Source organism: Trichocoleus sp. Lan (assembly GCF_039961855.1).
In the GTDB taxonomy this organism is placed as follows: domain Bacteria; phylum Cyanobacteriota; class Cyanobacteriia; order Cyanobacteriales; family FACHB-T130; genus FACHB-T130.
Map to the genome: position 1 here is coordinate 236,567 of NZ_JAMPKA010000003.1, position 17,288 is coordinate 253,854.

Annotated in this window: 9 protein-coding genes and 1 pseudogene; 7 read left to right on the forward strand and 3 right to left on the reverse strand. The window is 47.1% G+C overall.

The genetic code is table 11. The features are described from left to right. Positions 1 to 410: 410 nt before the first annotated feature. Positions 411 to 3,914 (forward strand): PAS domain S-box protein, encoded by a 3,504-nt coding sequence (locus NDA03_RS04070; RefSeq protein WP_348237362.1) that lies wholly within the window; start codon positions 411 to 413, stop codon positions 3,912 to 3,914. Beyond that, positions 3,886 to 4,266 (forward strand): response regulator, encoded by a 381-nt coding sequence (locus NDA03_RS04075; RefSeq protein WP_190410137.1) that lies wholly within the window; start codon positions 3,886 to 3,888, stop codon positions 4,264 to 4,266. The genes NDA03_RS04070 and NDA03_RS04075 overlap by 29 nt, the downstream gene beginning before the upstream one ends. A 177-nt stretch (positions 4,267 to 4,443) precedes the next feature. Here the strand turns inward: NDA03_RS04075 and NDA03_RS04080 are convergent, their stop codons facing one another. Beyond that, on the reverse strand, positions 4,444 to 5,028 hold the full coding sequence (locus tag NDA03_RS04080; RefSeq protein ID WP_190410065.1) for a peptidoglycan-binding domain-containing protein: 585 nt from the start codon (positions 5,026 to 5,028) through the stop codon (positions 4,444 to 4,446). Between the two features lie 692 nt (positions 5,029 to 5,720). After that, positions 5,721 to 6,764, reverse strand: coding sequence for a M23 family metallopeptidase (locus NDA03_RS04085; protein WP_348237363.1), 1,044 nt, complete (start codon positions 6,762 to 6,764; stop codon positions 5,721 to 5,723). A gap of 929 nt (positions 6,765 to 7,693) precedes the next feature. Between NDA03_RS04085 and NDA03_RS04090 the strand changes: the two genes are divergently transcribed. Beyond that, on the forward strand, positions 7,694 to 7,891 hold the full coding sequence (locus NDA03_RS04090) for an NblA/ycf18 family protein (protein ID WP_190410067.1): 198 nt from the start codon (positions 7,694 to 7,696) through the stop codon (positions 7,889 to 7,891). A gap of 135 nt (positions 7,892 to 8,026) precedes the next feature. On the opposite strand, the gene NDA03_RS04095 is transcribed toward NDA03_RS04090, so the two are convergent. Then, a complete protein-coding gene (locus tag NDA03_RS04095) occupies positions 8,027 to 8,890 on the reverse strand; it encodes a WGxxGxxG-CTERM domain-containing protein (protein WP_190410068.1) in 864 nt (287 codons plus the stop codon). A gap of 1,468 nt (positions 8,891 to 10,358) precedes the next feature. Between NDA03_RS04095 and NDA03_RS04100 the strand changes: the two are divergent. The 4 genes and pseudogenes from NDA03_RS04100 to NDA03_RS04115 form a co-directional block, all read left to right on the forward strand. After that, positions 10,359 to 11,591 (forward strand): annotated as a pseudogene (locus NDA03_RS04100) (glycosyltransferase family 1 protein); the annotation flags it as partial. A 284-nt stretch (positions 11,592 to 11,875) separates the two neighbouring features. Continuing rightward, positions 11,876 to 13,108, forward strand: a complete 1,233-nt coding sequence (gene glf / locus NDA03_RS04105) for a UDP-galactopyranose mutase (RefSeq protein ID WP_190410070.1) — start codon at positions 11,876 to 11,878, stop codon at positions 13,106 to 13,108. A gap of 250 nt (positions 13,109 to 13,358) precedes the next feature. Continuing rightward, complete coding sequence (locus NDA03_RS04110) at positions 13,359 to 15,569, forward strand: family 1 glycosylhydrolase (protein ID WP_347277024.1); 2,211 nt, start codon at positions 13,359 to 13,361, stop codon at positions 15,567 to 15,569. Positions 15,570 to 15,641: 72 nt separating this feature from the next. Further along, positions 15,642 to 16,064, forward strand: a complete 423-nt coding sequence (locus NDA03_RS04115; RefSeq protein WP_190410072.1) for an STAS domain-containing protein — start codon at positions 15,642 to 15,644, stop codon at positions 16,062 to 16,064. Positions 16,065 to 17,288 lie beyond the last annotated feature (1,224 nt).

Sequence of the window (17,288 nt, forward strand, 5' to 3'; positions counted from 1 at the left end):
GCTAGGAAAGCTATGCATCCCTCCACCAGCAGAATGAGTTGATAGCAAGTTTACTAAATGATTAGAAGGCGAGCTACCCGAATTCTCTAAGAAGTCGGGTAGCTGAACCTCTAGCTCATAACTAAAATCTGATTGCTATACTATTTTGGATTGTCAAATACTTACGATTTTCCTTGTCTCTACCAGTCCGTAGCTTCAGAAAATCAAACTCAGAAAATTAAGTATGGTAACGGTCAAACAAAATGGGATTACCAACGAGGGGAATGGAGGTTATTAAAGCCTCTTCTGAGAGTATCTTATCGCCCTGCCAGAAAATTTACTTTAAGGTAGACTCAAGCTGCTAAGGAAAGAAGCTTAATACTGGAATTTTTAAACGTCTTTTTTACTTCAAGGGTAAGGAAAGAAGCTGGATGCTGGAATTTTTAAACGTCTTTTTTAGTTCAGGAGGGTTTATCCCTCACGGTCATTGCTACCTATGGAAGCCTGGTTTGGTGTGGCTTCACATCGTGTCCGATTCTCTGATTGCCCTTGCTTATTATTCGATCCCAGTGACGCTGTTCTACTTTGTCCGAAAGCGTGAGGATCTCCCATTTGACTGGATTTTTCTACTATTTGGCTCATTTATCATCGCGTGTGGTACCACCCATGTCATGGAGATTTGGACGCTTTGGCATCCTACCTATTGGCTGTCTGGGTTCGTCAAAGCAATTACCGCTTTAGTCTCGGTTTACACTGCTGCATCTCTGGTGCCATTAGTTCCTAAAGCGCTTGCTCTCCCAAGCCCCGCAGTGTTGGAAGCAACGAACCGAGAACTGGAAAACCAAATCGCTTACCGCTTGCAGATGGAAGAGGCGCTGCAAGCAAGCGAAGAACGATTTCGGAGTGCCTTTGACTATGCGGCGGTGGGAATGGCGCTGGTGGCAACAGATGGACGCTGGCTGGAAGTCAATCGTTCTTTATGCGAGATCGTTGGCTATTCGGAGCAAGAATTATTGGCTAGGAACTTCCAAGCGATTACGCATCCAGACGATTTAGAAACCAATCTGGAATATATGCACCAAATGCTGGCTGGCAAGATTCAGCATTACAACGTGGAGAAGCGATACCTCCACAAACAGGGACACATTGTATGGATTTTCTTGAGTGGATCGCTGGTGCATAATGCCAAGGGTGAACCGTTGTTTACTGCTCAGATTCAAGACATCACGCAGCGCAAGTTGGCAGAGGAGGAGACAAAGGCATCGCAAGCGCGACTGGCTGGGATTTTAGATATTGCTGAGGATGCAATTATTTCCGTAAACGAAACTCAACAAATTACCTTATTTAACCAAGGGGCGGAAAAAATATTTGGCTATACCGCCAATGAGGTAATTGGTCAGTCCCTGGATTTGCTGTTGCCAAAGCGGGCTGCGATCGCTCACCGTCAGCATATTCGCAATTTTGACACTTCTGTGGGTACCGCCCGGAAGATGGGAGAGCGCAACGAGGTTTTTGGACAGCGTAAAAATGGTGTGGAGTTTCCAGCGGAAGCTTCCATTTCTAAGCTGGAATTAGCTGGGGAAAAAATATTTACCGTAATTTTACGAGACATCACCGAACGCAAGCGGGGGGAGGAAGCTTTATCCCAACTAGCCTCGATTGTTGAGTCCTCAGAGGATGCAATCGTGGGCAAAACACTAGATGGAATCATTACCAGCTGGAACTCAGGGGCTGAACGAATCTATGGCTATACCGCCCAAGAAGTCAAGGGACAGCCAATCTCGATTCTGTTGACACCCGACCGCTTCAATGAGATGCCGTCAATTTTGGCAAGAATCAAGCAGGGAGAACGCATCCCCCCTTATGAAACCGTGCGCCTTAAAAAAGACGGCAGCCAAATTGATGTTGCCATTACGATTTCTCCAATTAAGAATCGGGCGGGTCAGGTGACGGGTGCCTCAGCGATCGCTCGTGACATTAGCGATCGCCGCGCCATAGAACGCCTCAAAGATGAGTTTGTCTCTATCGTCAGTCACGAACTGCGGACGCCCCTAACCTCGATTCGCGGTGCCCTCGGCTTGCTGGCAGGGGGTCTGCTGACTGCTAAACCGGAAAAGGCTCAACGGATGCTGGAGATTGCCGTCTCGAATACCGACCGCTTAGTGCGCCTGATTAACGACATCCTCGATATTGAGCGCATCGAGTCGGGTCAGGTGGCGATGGAGAATCAGATTTGCGATGCGGCAACTCTAATGCTTCAGGCATCAGAGGTGATGCGGGCAATGGCTGACAAAGCTGGAGTCACCCTATCCGTGTCTCCCCTATCCGCCCAACTGTACGCCGATCCTGACCGGATCATCCAGACCCTGACGAACCTACTCAGCAATGCCATCAAATTCTCGCCTCCTAGCAGCAACGTCTATCTCAGCGCCGAAATTCAGCAGACCAGGGAGCCGCTTGTAGAGACGCGATTTCCCGCTTCTGGAGTCGGGGAGGGTGGAACAGGGAAAGAATTTACCCCCTCACTTCCTCAACCTCTCACCCTCACAGTATTGTTCAAAGTGAAAGACCAGGGACGAGGGATTCCCGCACAGAAGCTGGAAAGCATCTTTGACCGATTCCAACAAGTTGATGCCTCTGACTCGCGCGATAAAGGTGGCACAGGTCTGGGGTTAGCAATCTGTCGCAGCATTGTGCAACAGCATGGAGGTCGTATCTGGGTCGAAAGTACGCTGAATGAAGGCAGTACCTTTTTCTTTACACTGCCCCTTTTGAGTGGTGAGACACGAATGCTGAATGCTGAGGATGAACGGGAGAATCTGTCTTTGGGAGATGTGACGACAGCCCAAGCCGAATACTCCCCTGTGGATACTCAGGACAGTGCCGTGCCCTTACCTTCGGATGCTGAGAATGCACTAGGTACGCCTCTCGTGCTGGTGTGCGATGATGAGCCTGCGGTCTGTGCTGTAGTCCAAACTTTATTAGAACAGCGCGGCTACCAAGTCAAGACGGCTTTCTCAGGTCAAGAAGCGGTACAATTGGCGCTACAGGAGCAACCTGCGGTGATTCTGCTCGACCTGATTATGCCCGGTATGAACGGCTGGCAAACAATGGCGGTTTTGAAACAGCGACCCGATACAAGGGAAATTCCCATCGTCATTTTCAGCGTTTTATCCCCAGAGCAGAGTAATCTCCTCAAATCTTCTTTAGAGAATCAGACCTTAAGTAGCCTGCTAGATGGAAACCTTCTGCAAACCGATCTGGGTCAGTTGCAGCCGTCTGAGTCTTCAGATGCGATCGCTTCCAATGCAATTGCAATGGAAAATGCAGCCAGTTCTAATATTGACAGCGCGGATTCTACAATCAACGACATTCCGCCTCAGGTATTGCTTCCACCAAACTCAGATGATGACAAGCCGCGCCCTCCTGATTTTACCGGCTGGGTTCGCAAACCCTTAAATGAAGCATCCTTATTTCAAGCGCTAGAGCAGTCGTTGCAACAGGCAAAGATTGCTAGAGTTTTGCTGGTGGAAGACGACCTGGATCTGGCGCGGGTACTGATTGCTCGGTTTGAGCGCCACGGTTTGGAAACGATTCACGCGAAGAACGGACGCGAGGCAATTCAAAAATTAGCAAATATCAATCCCGATCTGCTAGTGCTGGATATCGTACTGCCGGAGTACGATGGTTTTGCTGTAGTAGACTGGCTGCGTCAGTGCAATCGCCTGCGCCAAATTCCAATCGTGGTATATTCTGCTAAGGATTTGAACAACGCCGAAAGAGAGCGGCTGCGGCTAGAACAAACCGAGTTTCTAACTAAAGGTCGGATTACTCCAGAACAATTTGAAGGGCGCATCATTGCCTTGCTGAATCGGATGGTTCCCAACAGGAAGGAAAACTGCAATGGTGACAACGAAGCGCATCCTGGTAATTGATGATGAAGAGGATATTCGGGAAGTGGCTCAGCTAAGCTTAGAAATGGTCGCCAGCTGGGACGTTATGACAGCGAGTTCCGGAAGGGAAGGGCTTGCCAAGGCTGAAGTTGAACCACTTGACGCCATCCTTCTAGATGTGATGATGCCCGACTGGGACGGTACAACGACTTTTCAACAGCTGCAAGCCAATCCAGTAACCCAGCACATCCCCGTGCTGTTGTTGACGGCTAAAATGCAGGCTGCTGACCAACGCCGTTTTGCTCAACTAGGAGTAAAGGCAGTAATTGCGAAACCTTTCGACCCGATGACTCTGGCAGATCAAGTTGCGAAGTCTTTAGGATGGGATATTTAACTGAGTTTTGCTACCAATCGACTGCAAACTCACCCCATCCCAAATTTGAGTGAAACCCAAAAGAATAGGGCGCAGTTGTGCGCCCTATTCTTGTTAAACAGTAAAATCAATTCGATGAAATGAGGTTAACTCAGCTCGTTCTAGGATAGATAGACCAGCTTCTTAGCTAAATCTTCTCTATACTCCCAGCGCTCTGCGAGTTTGCGGTCCCACTACTCCATCTGCACGTAAGCCATTTCTCGACTGAAAATTCCGGACTGCTCTTTGAGTCACCGAACCATAATATCCAGTCGGTGAAACCCCTAAAGCAGATTGAACTTGTCGAACAGCAGAACCTCTAGAGCCTAGGCGGAGAAAGGAACCGCCAACACCAGAACCAGGATTAGAACCAGAACCTGGTCTCGTGCTGATATAGTTAGCAGCAACATAACGGCCCGTAGAAAGCTTTGCATACCCGTTGCGATAAGCCACAACTGGTGCAAGTGCAGCTCCATTACGGACGCAGCTATGCACTCCGTAACGTGTGCTGGGACCGTAGCGAGCATTGAGACAACTGCCGTTTGTATTTACAAAATACTGTGCTGCGTTAGCTGGTTGGATCTCGCTGAGACCTCCGAACAAGAAAGCTACACCAAGTAAACCCAGCCAAGCTGAACTCGGTGGTTGCTTCCAGTTCAGCGAAAAGTCACGCAGAGTATACTCGATACCAGCTTCTGCCTCTTCATAGGTATTAGAAACATGAATGTAAGCAAGAGTTTCCATGATTTTTCTCCGTATGGTTGAGAAACACTTTGTGATGCTTCAGGATGGCTGCTGAGTTTTTCGGAAACATTTTTCGGAAACTCAGGTGATTTTTTATGAATTGTTGAGTTTCAGCCACATTAGAGGAACCTAATGTGTAATTTACTTTCTAAATGAGACGTTCAAGTGTAGCCGTTCCAAGACATACAGACAATTCAGCAATACACAAATAATGTGAACTGACAGATGGCAATTCAATCAACGAGTCAAGTTCCAGAAATATCTGGTCTATCCCCGCTTTAGAATAAATCGTTTGCTCAGTTGTCCGATCGCTGTTTTCCCGCACTGACGCACCTTCAGAAAAGTTGCATCGATGCGAGATGGTAATGCTCGTGTCGGTCAGAACGCTTTGTCTATCTGGTTAATCAATACTGTAAGGCTTTAACTCCTCACAATAGTCAAACAATAAGGTAGACATTATCGCAATCTTAAAATCTTAATTTTTTATTCAGAAAAAAAGTGAAGAAAAATAAGTTTTATTAAGAAGAAGTAAAGAAAAGGCGATCGCTTTGTCACCTCCCTTGGAAAATCAGGGTAGAAAGAGCGATCGCCCATAGAGAACCTGATAGTCTATCTAGAGAAGAAATCGGGTAGCACTTTCTCTTAGCACGTTCTTTGAAGATTCGTAACCATCAGTCGTCAAACCAAAGCTTTTAGAACCGTGAAATCTTCAAAGAACCGTTAAAAGGCTCAGAACGTAGCTGACGACCATTTCGCCAAACTTCTACTCCGCGTGGACTAATAAAATAAGAATAACTGCCGTTATCCGCTTGATACCGATCCTGCCCAACACGCCAAGCAGCAAGCTGCATCGAAGCGCTCGGTTGTTGCTTTAATTGCCCCATATAAAACAATTGACCATTTTCCCGACAAACTTTCACCAGAGAGCTTGCCGTCTCACCTTCAATCAAGGGGTTGCCGCATTGATTGAAAGTCGCAGCAACAGCATAAGTCGCTGGTGCCGGAGTCACTGCAATCGGTTGCAGTGGTTTGGGTGCGATCGCGCGCGGTACTCGAAGAGAGTTCCCTTGCTGACGACCCCCAGAATAAACATTTAGATTCGGGTAAAGTTTGGTGTTGCCTCTCGTGTCCGCGTTGTTGCGTACAGTCTGAGAAACCACTGGAGGCGGATCAATCGGTTTAGGCGCAGCGGTTGCTCTTTGCGGCGGTGGAATCCTGCCTGCGACTAAAGAGGGCAATCCGGCAGCCGGGTCAACCGCTAGACGACCATCAGGATGATACTCAAAGTGGAGATGAGGGCCTGTACTATTCCCTGTCGAACCCATCTCAGCAATTACTTGACCCTGAGTAACTTGTTGACCTTTACTCACCAAAAGACGACTATTGTGACCATACACCGTGTGGCTTCCATCAGGATGCTGGATTTCTATTACGTTGCCTAATCCCCATCCCGAATCATCACGACCAGCTTTGATGACTGTACCCGATGCGGCAGCAACAATCGGAGTTCCAGTGCTATTAGCAATATCAATTCCTTCGTGATAAGTATTAAAGCCTTGAGTGAGATTCCCTTGAGTGGGCCATATTAAGCCAGAAGCAAGGGAGGGATGACCTTGAGTAGCGGAATAGTCTTTTGCTTGACTCAAGAGGCAGAAACTTGTCCCTAGCATGGTGGCGCATGAGATAACGCCAATTAAGCCATATTTACGGAATTGAGAAATAGCGAGTTGTTTCATTAGATCAGAGCCTGGAAGAAGAAGGGTCTAGGAAGCCTTTTTGTTATCTGTTGGCTTCAGCTTTGAGCTAGCTATATCAGGACAATCGCTATGTAGATTAGGGATACCCGTTTAAGGGGGACAGTAGAACCCCCTCCTCTTATCTTCAGAGGCAAACCTGCATCTCCCAATCCCTCCCGGCGACGGTGAGGGGCGCTCGGTTTGATAACCTACGCTGCTAGCGAGTCACTAAACCTGGCTGACAAGTAGTTATATTTTGTGCTGTTCGCTTGGAGTTGAGCTTTCGGACAGGTCTATAGATGAAGGAGCTTGCTATTTAGTTTAAGTGGATATTTTCTCTTAGAAGGGTTGCTTAGAAGTATGTTCCTTGTTTGGGGATAGATCCAAAAATGGTCAAAAGCATTAATAAATGGCTTAATTTGTGCAGATTCGCTTTAATTCAGGAATTAGCGATTTTTATTTGAAGCAAATACGGCAGAATAGCCTAACCTTCTAGCCTTCCTTCCCTGAGATGCCTATTTTTTACCCATCACTGCGGAAAGAGAGTTTATTTTTCTTGTGTCCTGTAAAAAAGTTCAGATAGATCCGATAGTGACAAAGGACTCTCTCAATCTGACACGCAAGCAGATGGGCATTATCCAACTTTAGTCTGCTCGTGCTGCCCTTCACTCTCCGACAGCTCAAACAGCCTGAGTGCAAAGAAGTGTTACATATTTGGCTAATCCTTATTGAATAAATCTATCGGATTATTTCTTAAGGAAATTAAAGTTACATCGGGTGGAAGAGGAAGCTGCAAACTTGAAAATGATATTTTGTAATTGTCAGGCAACAAAAGAAGTTTAAATAAACTAGTTCATTTAGCTTCATTTTCAGACACATATCAATTACTTAACTTTAGTTTTTGGCCTAGTTGGGCACAGGAGAATATTATGGAACGCCCCATTGAATTGTCTTTAGAGCAAGAATTTAGCCTAATTTCTTTTGCAGATCAAGTGCAGCATATGTCTCGCGAGCAAGCTCAACAATTTTTGGTTCAGCTACATAAGCAAATGATAATTCGAGACACTATCTATCAGAACTTGCTGAAGCATCAATGGGGTCTGGATTCAATTCTGGGATCTGTGTAAAGCTTGAAAGCGATCGCCTAAACTTTCCTAAACTTTGAAAAATTACATATATATGAGTAAAGCCCTGGTTTACAGCCAGGGCTTTGTTGTTAGCTTTGGTTTTTAAAGACTTGCACGCCTTGGTTTAACGCTGGTTTAACGCTGACGTGCAGTTTCATGGTTCTGCTTGCGGAACAGATTAGCTAGACCGATTAGACCCAGCAAGCCTAACCAGCCCCAACTGGAGTTGCGATCGCCTCTTGCAGACTGAACTCCTTGGTAAGAAGTGGTGTCTGTAGTAGCGCCGTTGGGAGTTGTGCTACCGGGAACCGTAGTTGTGTCTGAAGTAGTGCCTCCAGGCGTCGTAGTCGTGGCGTCAGGAGCAGCGGTAGTCCCTGTTGCACCCCCAGGCGTTGTGACTGTGCCGTAAGGAGCAGTAGAAGTCCCTGAAGTAGTGCCACCTGCACCCGTGGTACCGGAAGTAGCACCTGCACCCGTGGTACCAGAAGTTGCGCCACCTGTGCCTGTGGTTCCGGCAGTTCCGCCACCGATGCCAGTGGTACCGGAAGTTGCACCGCCTGTGCCTGTGGTTCCGGCAGTTCCGCCACCGATGCCAGTAGTACCAGCAGTTCCGCCACCGATGCCAGTGGTACCAGCAGTTCCGCCACCCGCGCCCGTTGTCCCGACAGTTCCGCCACCCGCGCCCGTTGTCCCGACAGTTCCGCCACCGATGCCAGTGGTACCAGAAGTTGCACCGCCTGCGCCTGTAGTACCGGCAGTTCCGCCACCGATGCCAGTAGTACCAGAAGTTGCACCGCCTGCGCCTGTGGTACCGGCAGTTGCACCGCCTGCACCCGTCGTACCAGAAGTTGCGCCACCTGCACCCGTACCAGTACCGGAAGCTGAACCACCAGCACCACCGCCTGTTTGGGCAACAGAAGGCAGAGTTAAGGGTAGAGCCGCTACAGTGAGGGCAAAGGTACTTGCAAAAAGAACTTTGGACAAATTAGAAGGTTTCATCGTAGTGGTTTTTCTTATTCTCTAGAACTCTGCGATTTGTTATTATTCAAAAACAGTCTTGTTAACTTCATGGGCAGCTAAATTACGAAGACTGGATATACTTCCCGCTCATGAAGTCCCGATCTAGGACGATCGTGGTTTAGAATACGGGTCTGGAATTACCAGAGCGTTTTGCTATTCTCCTCAGATGCGATCGCTCTTAGGAAGAATAACTGCCATCAGTTCTCTTTACTTCTACCAGAGGAACAGACCCACCTCTCCCTGAAGGATTGACTTTACTTTAAGCCAGTGTGTGCTTAAGAATACAAACAGTTCTATGGGGAGCTATGCTATGCTTCTCCCGATAGCACAGCAGATAAGCTTAGTGATTAGTTGAGACTGTGTCATCGAGGGGAAAATATTTTCCTTTCGTTATTAACTTTCCTTGGCTATTTTCCCCTTTCATCCATCTGCTTTACAGTTTCTCTGAGCAAGCGATCGCTCAACGCTCAGTTTGTAAAACAGAGTCAAGATTCATCACTCCCTTTGGGAGGTTCGCCAAATTCTCCTAGAGAAGTTACTATCTACTGTTCAGTAACTTTGCAGAAGGCCTTTCGAGGCAATTCCTCGAAGTATACTCCACGCTCAATAAAAATTATTAATATATTATTAAGGTTTTTATTTAAAGCCTAAATAAGATATTTTCTTTAGTAGCTTTAGCTATTAAAATACTTACGAAAAACTTTTGCACACCTTTTGTATTTGCTACTAAAGGTGATACATAAAGCATAAATTATATAAATTTAGTGCTGTATTTTTTTAGGATACAAGCATTTAATTCACCTTTATTCAATCCATTTAGAGCGATCGCTAAGCACACAGCTTCGGCGAACATAACTCTTATTGAATAACCTAAAACGCAAGCACCTAAAATGATAAACCGGCGTAAAACAAATTACGTGAGATTACGTGCGCTCGTTACTGAAGCTACTACAGCCATCGAAAAGGGATGCAATAATGCTGCTACTTGGAAGCATTGTCTTCTAAGTCCTGCAACCCACCCGCATCTCTTGTTTACTCCCATTAGAAGTCACTATACTTAGGTGTTTTGTATTATTTAGCACAAACTAATTTAACATTAAATTTATTCTTTAGGAAGAAGTCGCGTCATTCCTCTGGTAGAAGCTAGAACTCAACAATAGCTATTATTTTTTTAGCAGTGGCAGCAAATTCCTTCTCCAGGCAGAAGCGGATGGTAATAAAACCCGATAAATTAAGCAGAAGTGCGAAGTCAATAAAACTGCTTTAGAGTCGCAAAAAGGGTAAACAAGGCAGGAAAACATCATTTCTAGCTGCTTTTTGTAGTTATAGCTAGGAATTAATTTTAAGTGTTCTTTTCACTTCAAGGCTTTCCACTTTGTTCTTCTTTGTGTGTAGGTAGGCGATTCTGAAAGCTTAAATCCAATCTACGAAATATCTGAGGCTATTTATGTCCCAGCCCAAAAATTTGATAAAGAATAGTGTGAGTAATGGTGGGGCATGGGAGATACAGTTCTCCATAAAAGATGCACTTGAGTCTCCCTCAGCGAGTGCATTTCCAACATTACAGTCGGATGGTTCTGATTCCTTGTCAAATACACCGGCGCTCATTTGTTTGTCGCATTTGCGTTGGGATTTTGTCTACCAACGACCGCAACATCTCTTGAGCCGCTGTGCAAAGCAGCGAAGAGTATTCTTCATTGAAGAACCGATTTTCAGTTCCGATCCATCTTGGCGGCTGGATGTTAGCCTCCGCGAGAGTGGTGTCTCGGTGGTGGTGCCTTACTTGAGCGAAGGAATGAGTGAGGAAGAAATCATTGCTGCTCAAAAGGGAATGCTTGATGATTTGTTAGCACAAGCGCAGATCCGCGAGTATATCCTGTGGTATTACACACCGATGGCGATCGCGATCGCAGACCACTTAGATCCTTTAGTCGTTGTCTACGACTGTATGGATGAGCTATCTGCATTTAAGGGAGCGCCACCCGTGATGATTGAGCGCGAAGCCGAACTCTTTAAACGTGCAGATTTGGTATTTACAGGCGGACAGAGCCTTTACGAAGCCAAGCGCAACCAGCACCCGAATGCCCACGCCTTCCCCAGTAGCATTGAAAGAGCGCACTTTGCACAAGCAAAAACTCTGACAGAGGAACCAGCAGATCAAAAAAATATTCCCCACCCGCGTCTGGGATTCTATGGGGTAATTGATGAGCGCATGGATCTGGAACTGCTGAGTGGCATGGCCCAAGCGCGACCTGACTGGCATCTGGTTATCATTGGCCCAGTCGTCAAAATAGACCCCAAAGAGCTGCCCCAACATCCCAATCTTCATTATCTGGGTGGGAAGTCTTATCAAGAGTTGCCTGCATATCTTGCTGGGTGGGATGTAGCGTTGTTGCCTTTTGCTCGTAACGAGTCAACCCGCTTTATTAGCCCTACCAAAACTCCAGAATACCTCGCTGCTGGGAAGCCAGTCGTATCTACCTCGATCCGGGATGTCGTTCGTCCTTACGGAGAGATGGGTTTAGTGCAGATTGCAGATACCGTCGCAGATTTCGTCGCCGCAGCCGAAGCAGCAATCGAGCAAAATTACGATCGATCGGCATGGCTGAGTCAGGTGGATGCTTTCTTAGCGCAGAATTCGTGGGATTCCACTTGGGCGCGGATGATGCAACTGATTGAGGGTGTAATGAACGACACGAGTGTATCTCAAGAATTGCGCGATCGCGTTGCCAAAACTTCAGCGTCTCAAATGGACGAGCGTGCAGGAGTTACCTCGGTTAACAAACCTCAACAAACATCCTGAGCTAGTCCGCTCAAAGCGAATCAGGACTGGTTTTTGGTTGATTTTCTGACTTTTCAGTTTTTCAATTTTTACTTTCTACCCAAGGGTAGCCGTTTCATTTTTCCCTTACTCCCGTAAGGGTTTCACCGCCATATTTCTATTAAATAAGCGAGGCTTTTAGAATGTTCGATTATCTTATTGTGGGTGCAGGGTTCGCTGGAAGTGTCCTTGCAGAGCGGCTGGCGACTCAGTCGGGCAAGAAGGTTCTAGTGGTTGACAAGCGATCGCACATTGGCGGCAATGCTTACGATCATTACGATGATGCGGGCGTTCTCGTACACAAATACGGCCCTCACATCTTTCATACCAACTCCCGCGAAGTCTTTGAGTACCTTTCCAAATTCACCGAATGGCGCTCTTACGAACACCGCGTTTTGGCGAGTGTAGACGGTCAACTGGTACCCATGCCCATCAACCTCGACACCGTTAATAAACTTTACGGACTGAGTCTCACCTCCTTTCAACTCGAAGAATTTTTCGCCTCGGTTGCTGAGAAAAAAGAACAGATCCGTACCAGCGAAGATGTAGTTGTCAGCAAAGTAGGGCGGGAATTGTACGAAAAATTCTTCCGGAACTACACGCGCAAGCAATGGGGAATCGATCCCTCGGATCTCGATAAGTCAGTCACCTCACGGGTGCCTACCCGTACCAATCGAGACGATCGATATTTCACCGATAGCTATCAAGCGATGCCATTGCACGGCTATACCCGGATGTTCGAGAAGATGTTGTCTCATCCGAACATCAAAATCATGCTGAACACCGATTATCGGGAAATTCAGAAAGTCATTCCGTACCGGGAAATGATTTACAGCGGGCCTGTTGATGCTTACTTCGATTACCGCTATGGAAAGCTTCCCTACCGTTCCCTTGAATTCAAGCATGAAACGCACAACAAGCCTGTGCATCAATCAGCGCCAGTCGTAAACTACCCCAATGAGCATTTATACACGCGCATCACTGAGTTCAAGTATCTGACCGGACAAGAACATAGTAAAACTAGCATTGTTTACGAGTACCCCCAGGCAGAGGGAGATCCTTACTACCCAGTACCGCGCCCAGAAAATGCCGAACTCTACAAGAAATACAAGGCATTGGCTGATGCAACCCCGGGGGTACATTTTGTCGGACGCTTGGCGACCTACAAGTATTACAACATGGATCAATGCGTGGCTCAGGCGCTCACGGTTCACAAACAGATTGGCACGAAACAAGAACCAATCACTTTAGAACCTGTGGAAGCGAGAAGCAACTACACCCAGAATGTTTCTCTCAGTGAAATCGTTGAACAACGCCCGCAGACAGAAGTTGCAACTACAAACGGAAACGGTCACGGAAAAGCCGTTAGTCATTAGTCAGTAGTCAACAGTCATTAGTCATTAGGGATTTGCTAATGACTAATGCTTGCTTGAATCATTTTTACTGCCATGAACGATGAATAAAACATCGGAAACAATAGCCATGAGTCATGGGCTACTGACACTTCATGCACAAGTTATTCGGGGGTGAGGAATGATAAGAGCAGCCTTAAGTAAAGAACTAATCATTAGCAATTCTGAACGAACTCAAAACTCAAAGCCCAAAACTCAAAACTCTAAATTGGAGATGTGGGCTGGAGTAGAGTGTACCGTTAACCGCGTAGGCGATCGCTATTTCAACCAGTTGGAACGAAACGGTCACAAAACGCGCTTAAGTGACCTCAATTTGTTTGCCGAACTCGGCGTGAGTGCCATTCGCTACCCGATCCTCTGGGAATTAACCGCCCCTGATGGGCCAGATAGTGCCGATTGGTCTTGGGCGGATGAACGACTGGGACGTTTGCGCGAACTCGGTATCCGTCCCATTGTCGGTTTAGTTCACCACGGCAGTGGCCCTCGCCATACGAGCCTGGTGAATCCCACCTTTGCCCCTGGGCTTGCCCAGTTCGCCGAAGCCGTTGCCCAACGCTATCCGTGGGTGGAAAATTACACCCCTGTTAACGAGCCGCTCACGACAGCGCGTTTTAGCGGATTATACGGTCACTGGTATCCTCACGGTCGGGATAGTTTAACTTTCTTGCAGGCATTGCTGACGCAACTCCGCGGCACAATCCTGTCAATGCAGGCCATTCGCCAAGTTAACCCAGACGCAAAGCTGGTGCAAACCGAGGACTTGTGCAAGGTGTTCAGCACGCCACAGATGGCGTACCAAGCAGAGTTTGAAAATGAGCGTCGCTGGCTGAGTTTCGATCTGCTGTCTGGTCGCCTCAATCCCGATCGCCCGATGTGGCAATATCTATGTAAAGTTGGAATTCCTGAAGCTGAACTGGAGTGGTTTTTAGAAAATCCCTGCCCGCCGGACATCATTGGGATTAACCACTACTTAACGAGCGATCGCTTTCTGGATGAGCGCCTAGAACGCTATCCCCAATGGACGCATGGGGGAAATGGGCGGCAGCAGTACGCAGATGTCGAGGCAGTGCGGGTGCGTGCTGAAGGAATCGCCGGACCCTACACGCTAATCAAAGAGACATGGGAACGCTACGGCTTGCCAATTGCGGTCACTGAAGTCCATCACGGTTGCACCCGCGAGGAACAACTGCGCTGGGTTAAAGAGGTGTGGGAAGCAGCAACCCGTCTGCGTTCCGAAGGCATCGATCTGCGGGCTATCACCGCTTGGTCGCTCCTGGGTTCTTATGACTGGACTAGCTTGGTAACAAAAGATAACGGTCATTACGAGCCTGGGGTGTTCGACTTGCGATCGCCCGAACCCCGCCCAACTGCGATCGCCCATATGCTGCGCGAGTTGGCACGCGGCGAGATGCCTCACCATCCCCTTTTGGATGTGCCAGGATGGTGGCATAGAAACCAGCGACTGCTCTATCCACCCGTTGCGGAGAGCAACGGCGCAGAGGCGCAGAGGCACAAAAACCCAGAAACGCACCTCAGTCCTCAGTACCTAAGCACCTCCACACCTGTCCGTTCTTCCTCACCGCGTCCGCTCGCCATTATTGGAGCGAGAGGCACGCTGGGGAAAGCTTTTGCTCGAATTTGCGACATCCGGGGTATCCCCTATCACCTCCTTAACCGTCAGGAACTGGATATTGCCGATCCTGCCTCGGTTAAGCGGGTACTGGCTGAACTCAAGCCTTGGGCGGTTGTAAATGCGGCTGGATATGTTCGCGTAGATGATGCGGAGCGCGAACCGGATGCTTGTCTGCGCGAAAACGCAGTTGGCCCAGCAACTCTTGCGGCTGCTTGCGCGATGCAGAAAGTGGCGTTGCTCACCTTCTCATCGGATCTGGTATTTGATGGAACTGGTGTTGCTCCTTATGTGGAGAGCGATGCTGTTGCACCGCTCAATGTGTATGGACGCAGCAAAGTAGAAGCTGAGTCGCAAGTTCTAAAGTTTCATCCCTCGTCGCTCGTCGTCCGCACCAGCGCCTTCTTCGGGCCGTGGGACGAGTACAACTTTATTACAATGGCGCTCCGCACCCTAGCGGCAGGAAAACCCTTTATTGCGGCAGAAGATTCGGTCGTTTCACCGACCTACGTTCCGGATCTGGTCAATGCCAGCCTTGACCTCTTAATTGATAGCGAGAACGGTTTGTGGCACATTGCGAACCCTGGTGAGAGTTCTTGGGCAGATTTGGCACGGTTTGCTGCAAAGAAAGCTGGTTTCGATGCTACCCGAATTGAAGCTTGTCCCATGCAAGCGCTGAGGCTATTGGCACCACGCCCAATCTACAGCGTTCTGGGCAGCGAACGAGGGGTACTGTTGCCGTCGCTGGAAAATGCGATCGCCCGCTACTTCCAAGAATCCAAAATTTCCCTGTAAAAATCGATACTTTAACCCACTCTAAGGTGGGCACTGCTCACCTTAGTCCATTTACCCATTGAGGTTTTTAAGATGAGCATTCTTTTTAAAATCGTTAAATCCCCAGACATTTTTGATAGCTCTAGAGCAGCTCAGTTTCATCAAGAAATTGAGAATCTGATCGACGCAGGAGTCAAATTTGTTCTCCTCGATCTCAAAAATGTCACTTTTATCAGTAGTTCTGGCTTAATGGCTCTTGTTTCAATGGTGAGGCTTACCCGCTCCGCAGGTTGCAAAATTTTACTTTATTCCAAGAGCGAACAGGTTAGGATTTTATTGGAGATGACGGGTTTAGATCAGGTTTTGGAAACCTTTAATAAGTCAGAAGGATTTCAAAGTTTAGGAAGCTTAGCGCGAGCTAATGTTAATCCTATATCAGAAACCTTGTCAAAGTCAGCATATTCACCAAAGCTGAAATCTACCAGCTCGCCTGTCCAGCCTGCTTCGGCTCGTTAAATCGTTAAGTTTTCGCGATTCTTCTCCGAAATTGGAGCGTGTGTTCCTGAACGATGAACGCAGCAAAATTATTACTCTTTTGCTTCTAACAATGCCTGACAAGCGTTGTGCTAACGTATCCTACTCTTGAGAAAAGGTACGTTATCAATGAAGCAACAGTAATATACTCTTTCTGCGAACGGCAAATAACCCAATTTAATAAAATCTCCCAATTTTCTTAATTGCAACCATCACAGTTATCCTGACATAACGCCGGATTTACGATTCTGACCAATCCAAATTTTTTCCATTAGCCAGAGAGAGTGCATTTGGGTGAATATCTTCGCTCACCTCACTGGAAAAATCCCGCCATAAATCTTAACGATCTGCCGTCGATCGATTTGATTCTACTCTCGCAAATGCACAAAGCTCGTTTCGAGTGCATTGCCGAGCAAAAACTGAATACAAACATTCCCATCATATCTTCCCTTTCCGCAACTGCTACAATTAATAAAGAAGGGAGTTTAATGCAACCTAATCTGCTCAAAACTTGGAACCTTTAACTGTTACCAAGGGGAATGTTGATTTTTAGCTTAAGTCGATGCCTGGAAAACACGGGTCGATGCTCCTCACAGCCGTACTACCACCTGTTATGCGAGTCTGCTAAAGCTTCAACCTGCTTCTGGGAAGACGGCATTTCGTCTCTTTATTACTGGCAATACCTTCGCTAACCAACAACTGAAGGAAATTCCTCGACAGTATTCGGATATCGATTTGGTTTTGCTGCACTTGTATGGAACAAAAGCATTCGCAATTCGTCTGATAATCGATGCCAAGCGAGGCGTTAAGGCAATTCAATAAATTGTTAGTTCTACGCCATCCCAATTCACTCCAACGATTACACGAATTTTAAATCGTCGTTAGAGGATTTTATGCAAGCGATTACGGCAACGGAACTCAAACAAAAAGTTACGTATCTGAGTCACGATAAGACTTACAATTTTGAGGCGTCGATAACACAGTAGCCGGATATGTGGTACAGAGGCAACGTACCTCGCTCCGGAAAAGATCGGCAAATGGATGTAGTAATAATGATAGGCATTACTTATCCTATTAATGGCATTAAACAGTCTTGGTTCTTAAACTGTATTTTTGCTAGAAAAAAATAACCTTAAATCGCTGAAATCCAGACTGTGTAGACATTTAAAAAATTTTATAGAAAAACACTTAAAAGAGTTAGTACTC

Coding starts and splice junctions, on each gene's coding strand:
- NDA03_RS04085 (WP_348237363.1), bottom strand. CDS start 6,764: ATGAAACAACTCGCTATTTCTCAATTCCGTAAATATGGCTTAATTGGC.
- NDA03_RS04115 (WP_190410072.1), top strand. CDS start 15,642: ATGAGCATTCTTTTTAAAATCGTTAAATCCCCAGACATTTTTGATAGC.
- NDA03_RS04080 (WP_190410065.1), bottom strand. CDS start 5,028: ATGGAAACTCTTGCTTACATTCATGTTTCTAATACCTATGAAGAGGCA.
- NDA03_RS04095 (WP_190410068.1), bottom strand. CDS start 8,890: ATGAAACCTTCTAATTTGTCCAAAGTTCTTTTTGCAAGTACCTTTGCC.
- NDA03_RS04090 (WP_190410067.1), top strand. CDS start 7,694: ATGGAACGCCCCATTGAATTGTCTTTAGAGCAAGAATTTAGCCTAATT.
- glf (WP_190410070.1), top strand. CDS start 11,876: ATGTTCGATTATCTTATTGTGGGTGCAGGGTTCGCTGGAAGTGTCCTT.
- NDA03_RS04110 (WP_347277024.1), top strand. CDS start 13,359: ATGTGGGCTGGAGTAGAGTGTACCGTTAACCGCGTAGGCGATCGCTAT.
- NDA03_RS04070 (WP_348237362.1), top strand. CDS start 411: ATGCTGGAATTTTTAAACGTCTTTTTTAGTTCAGGAGGGTTTATCCCT.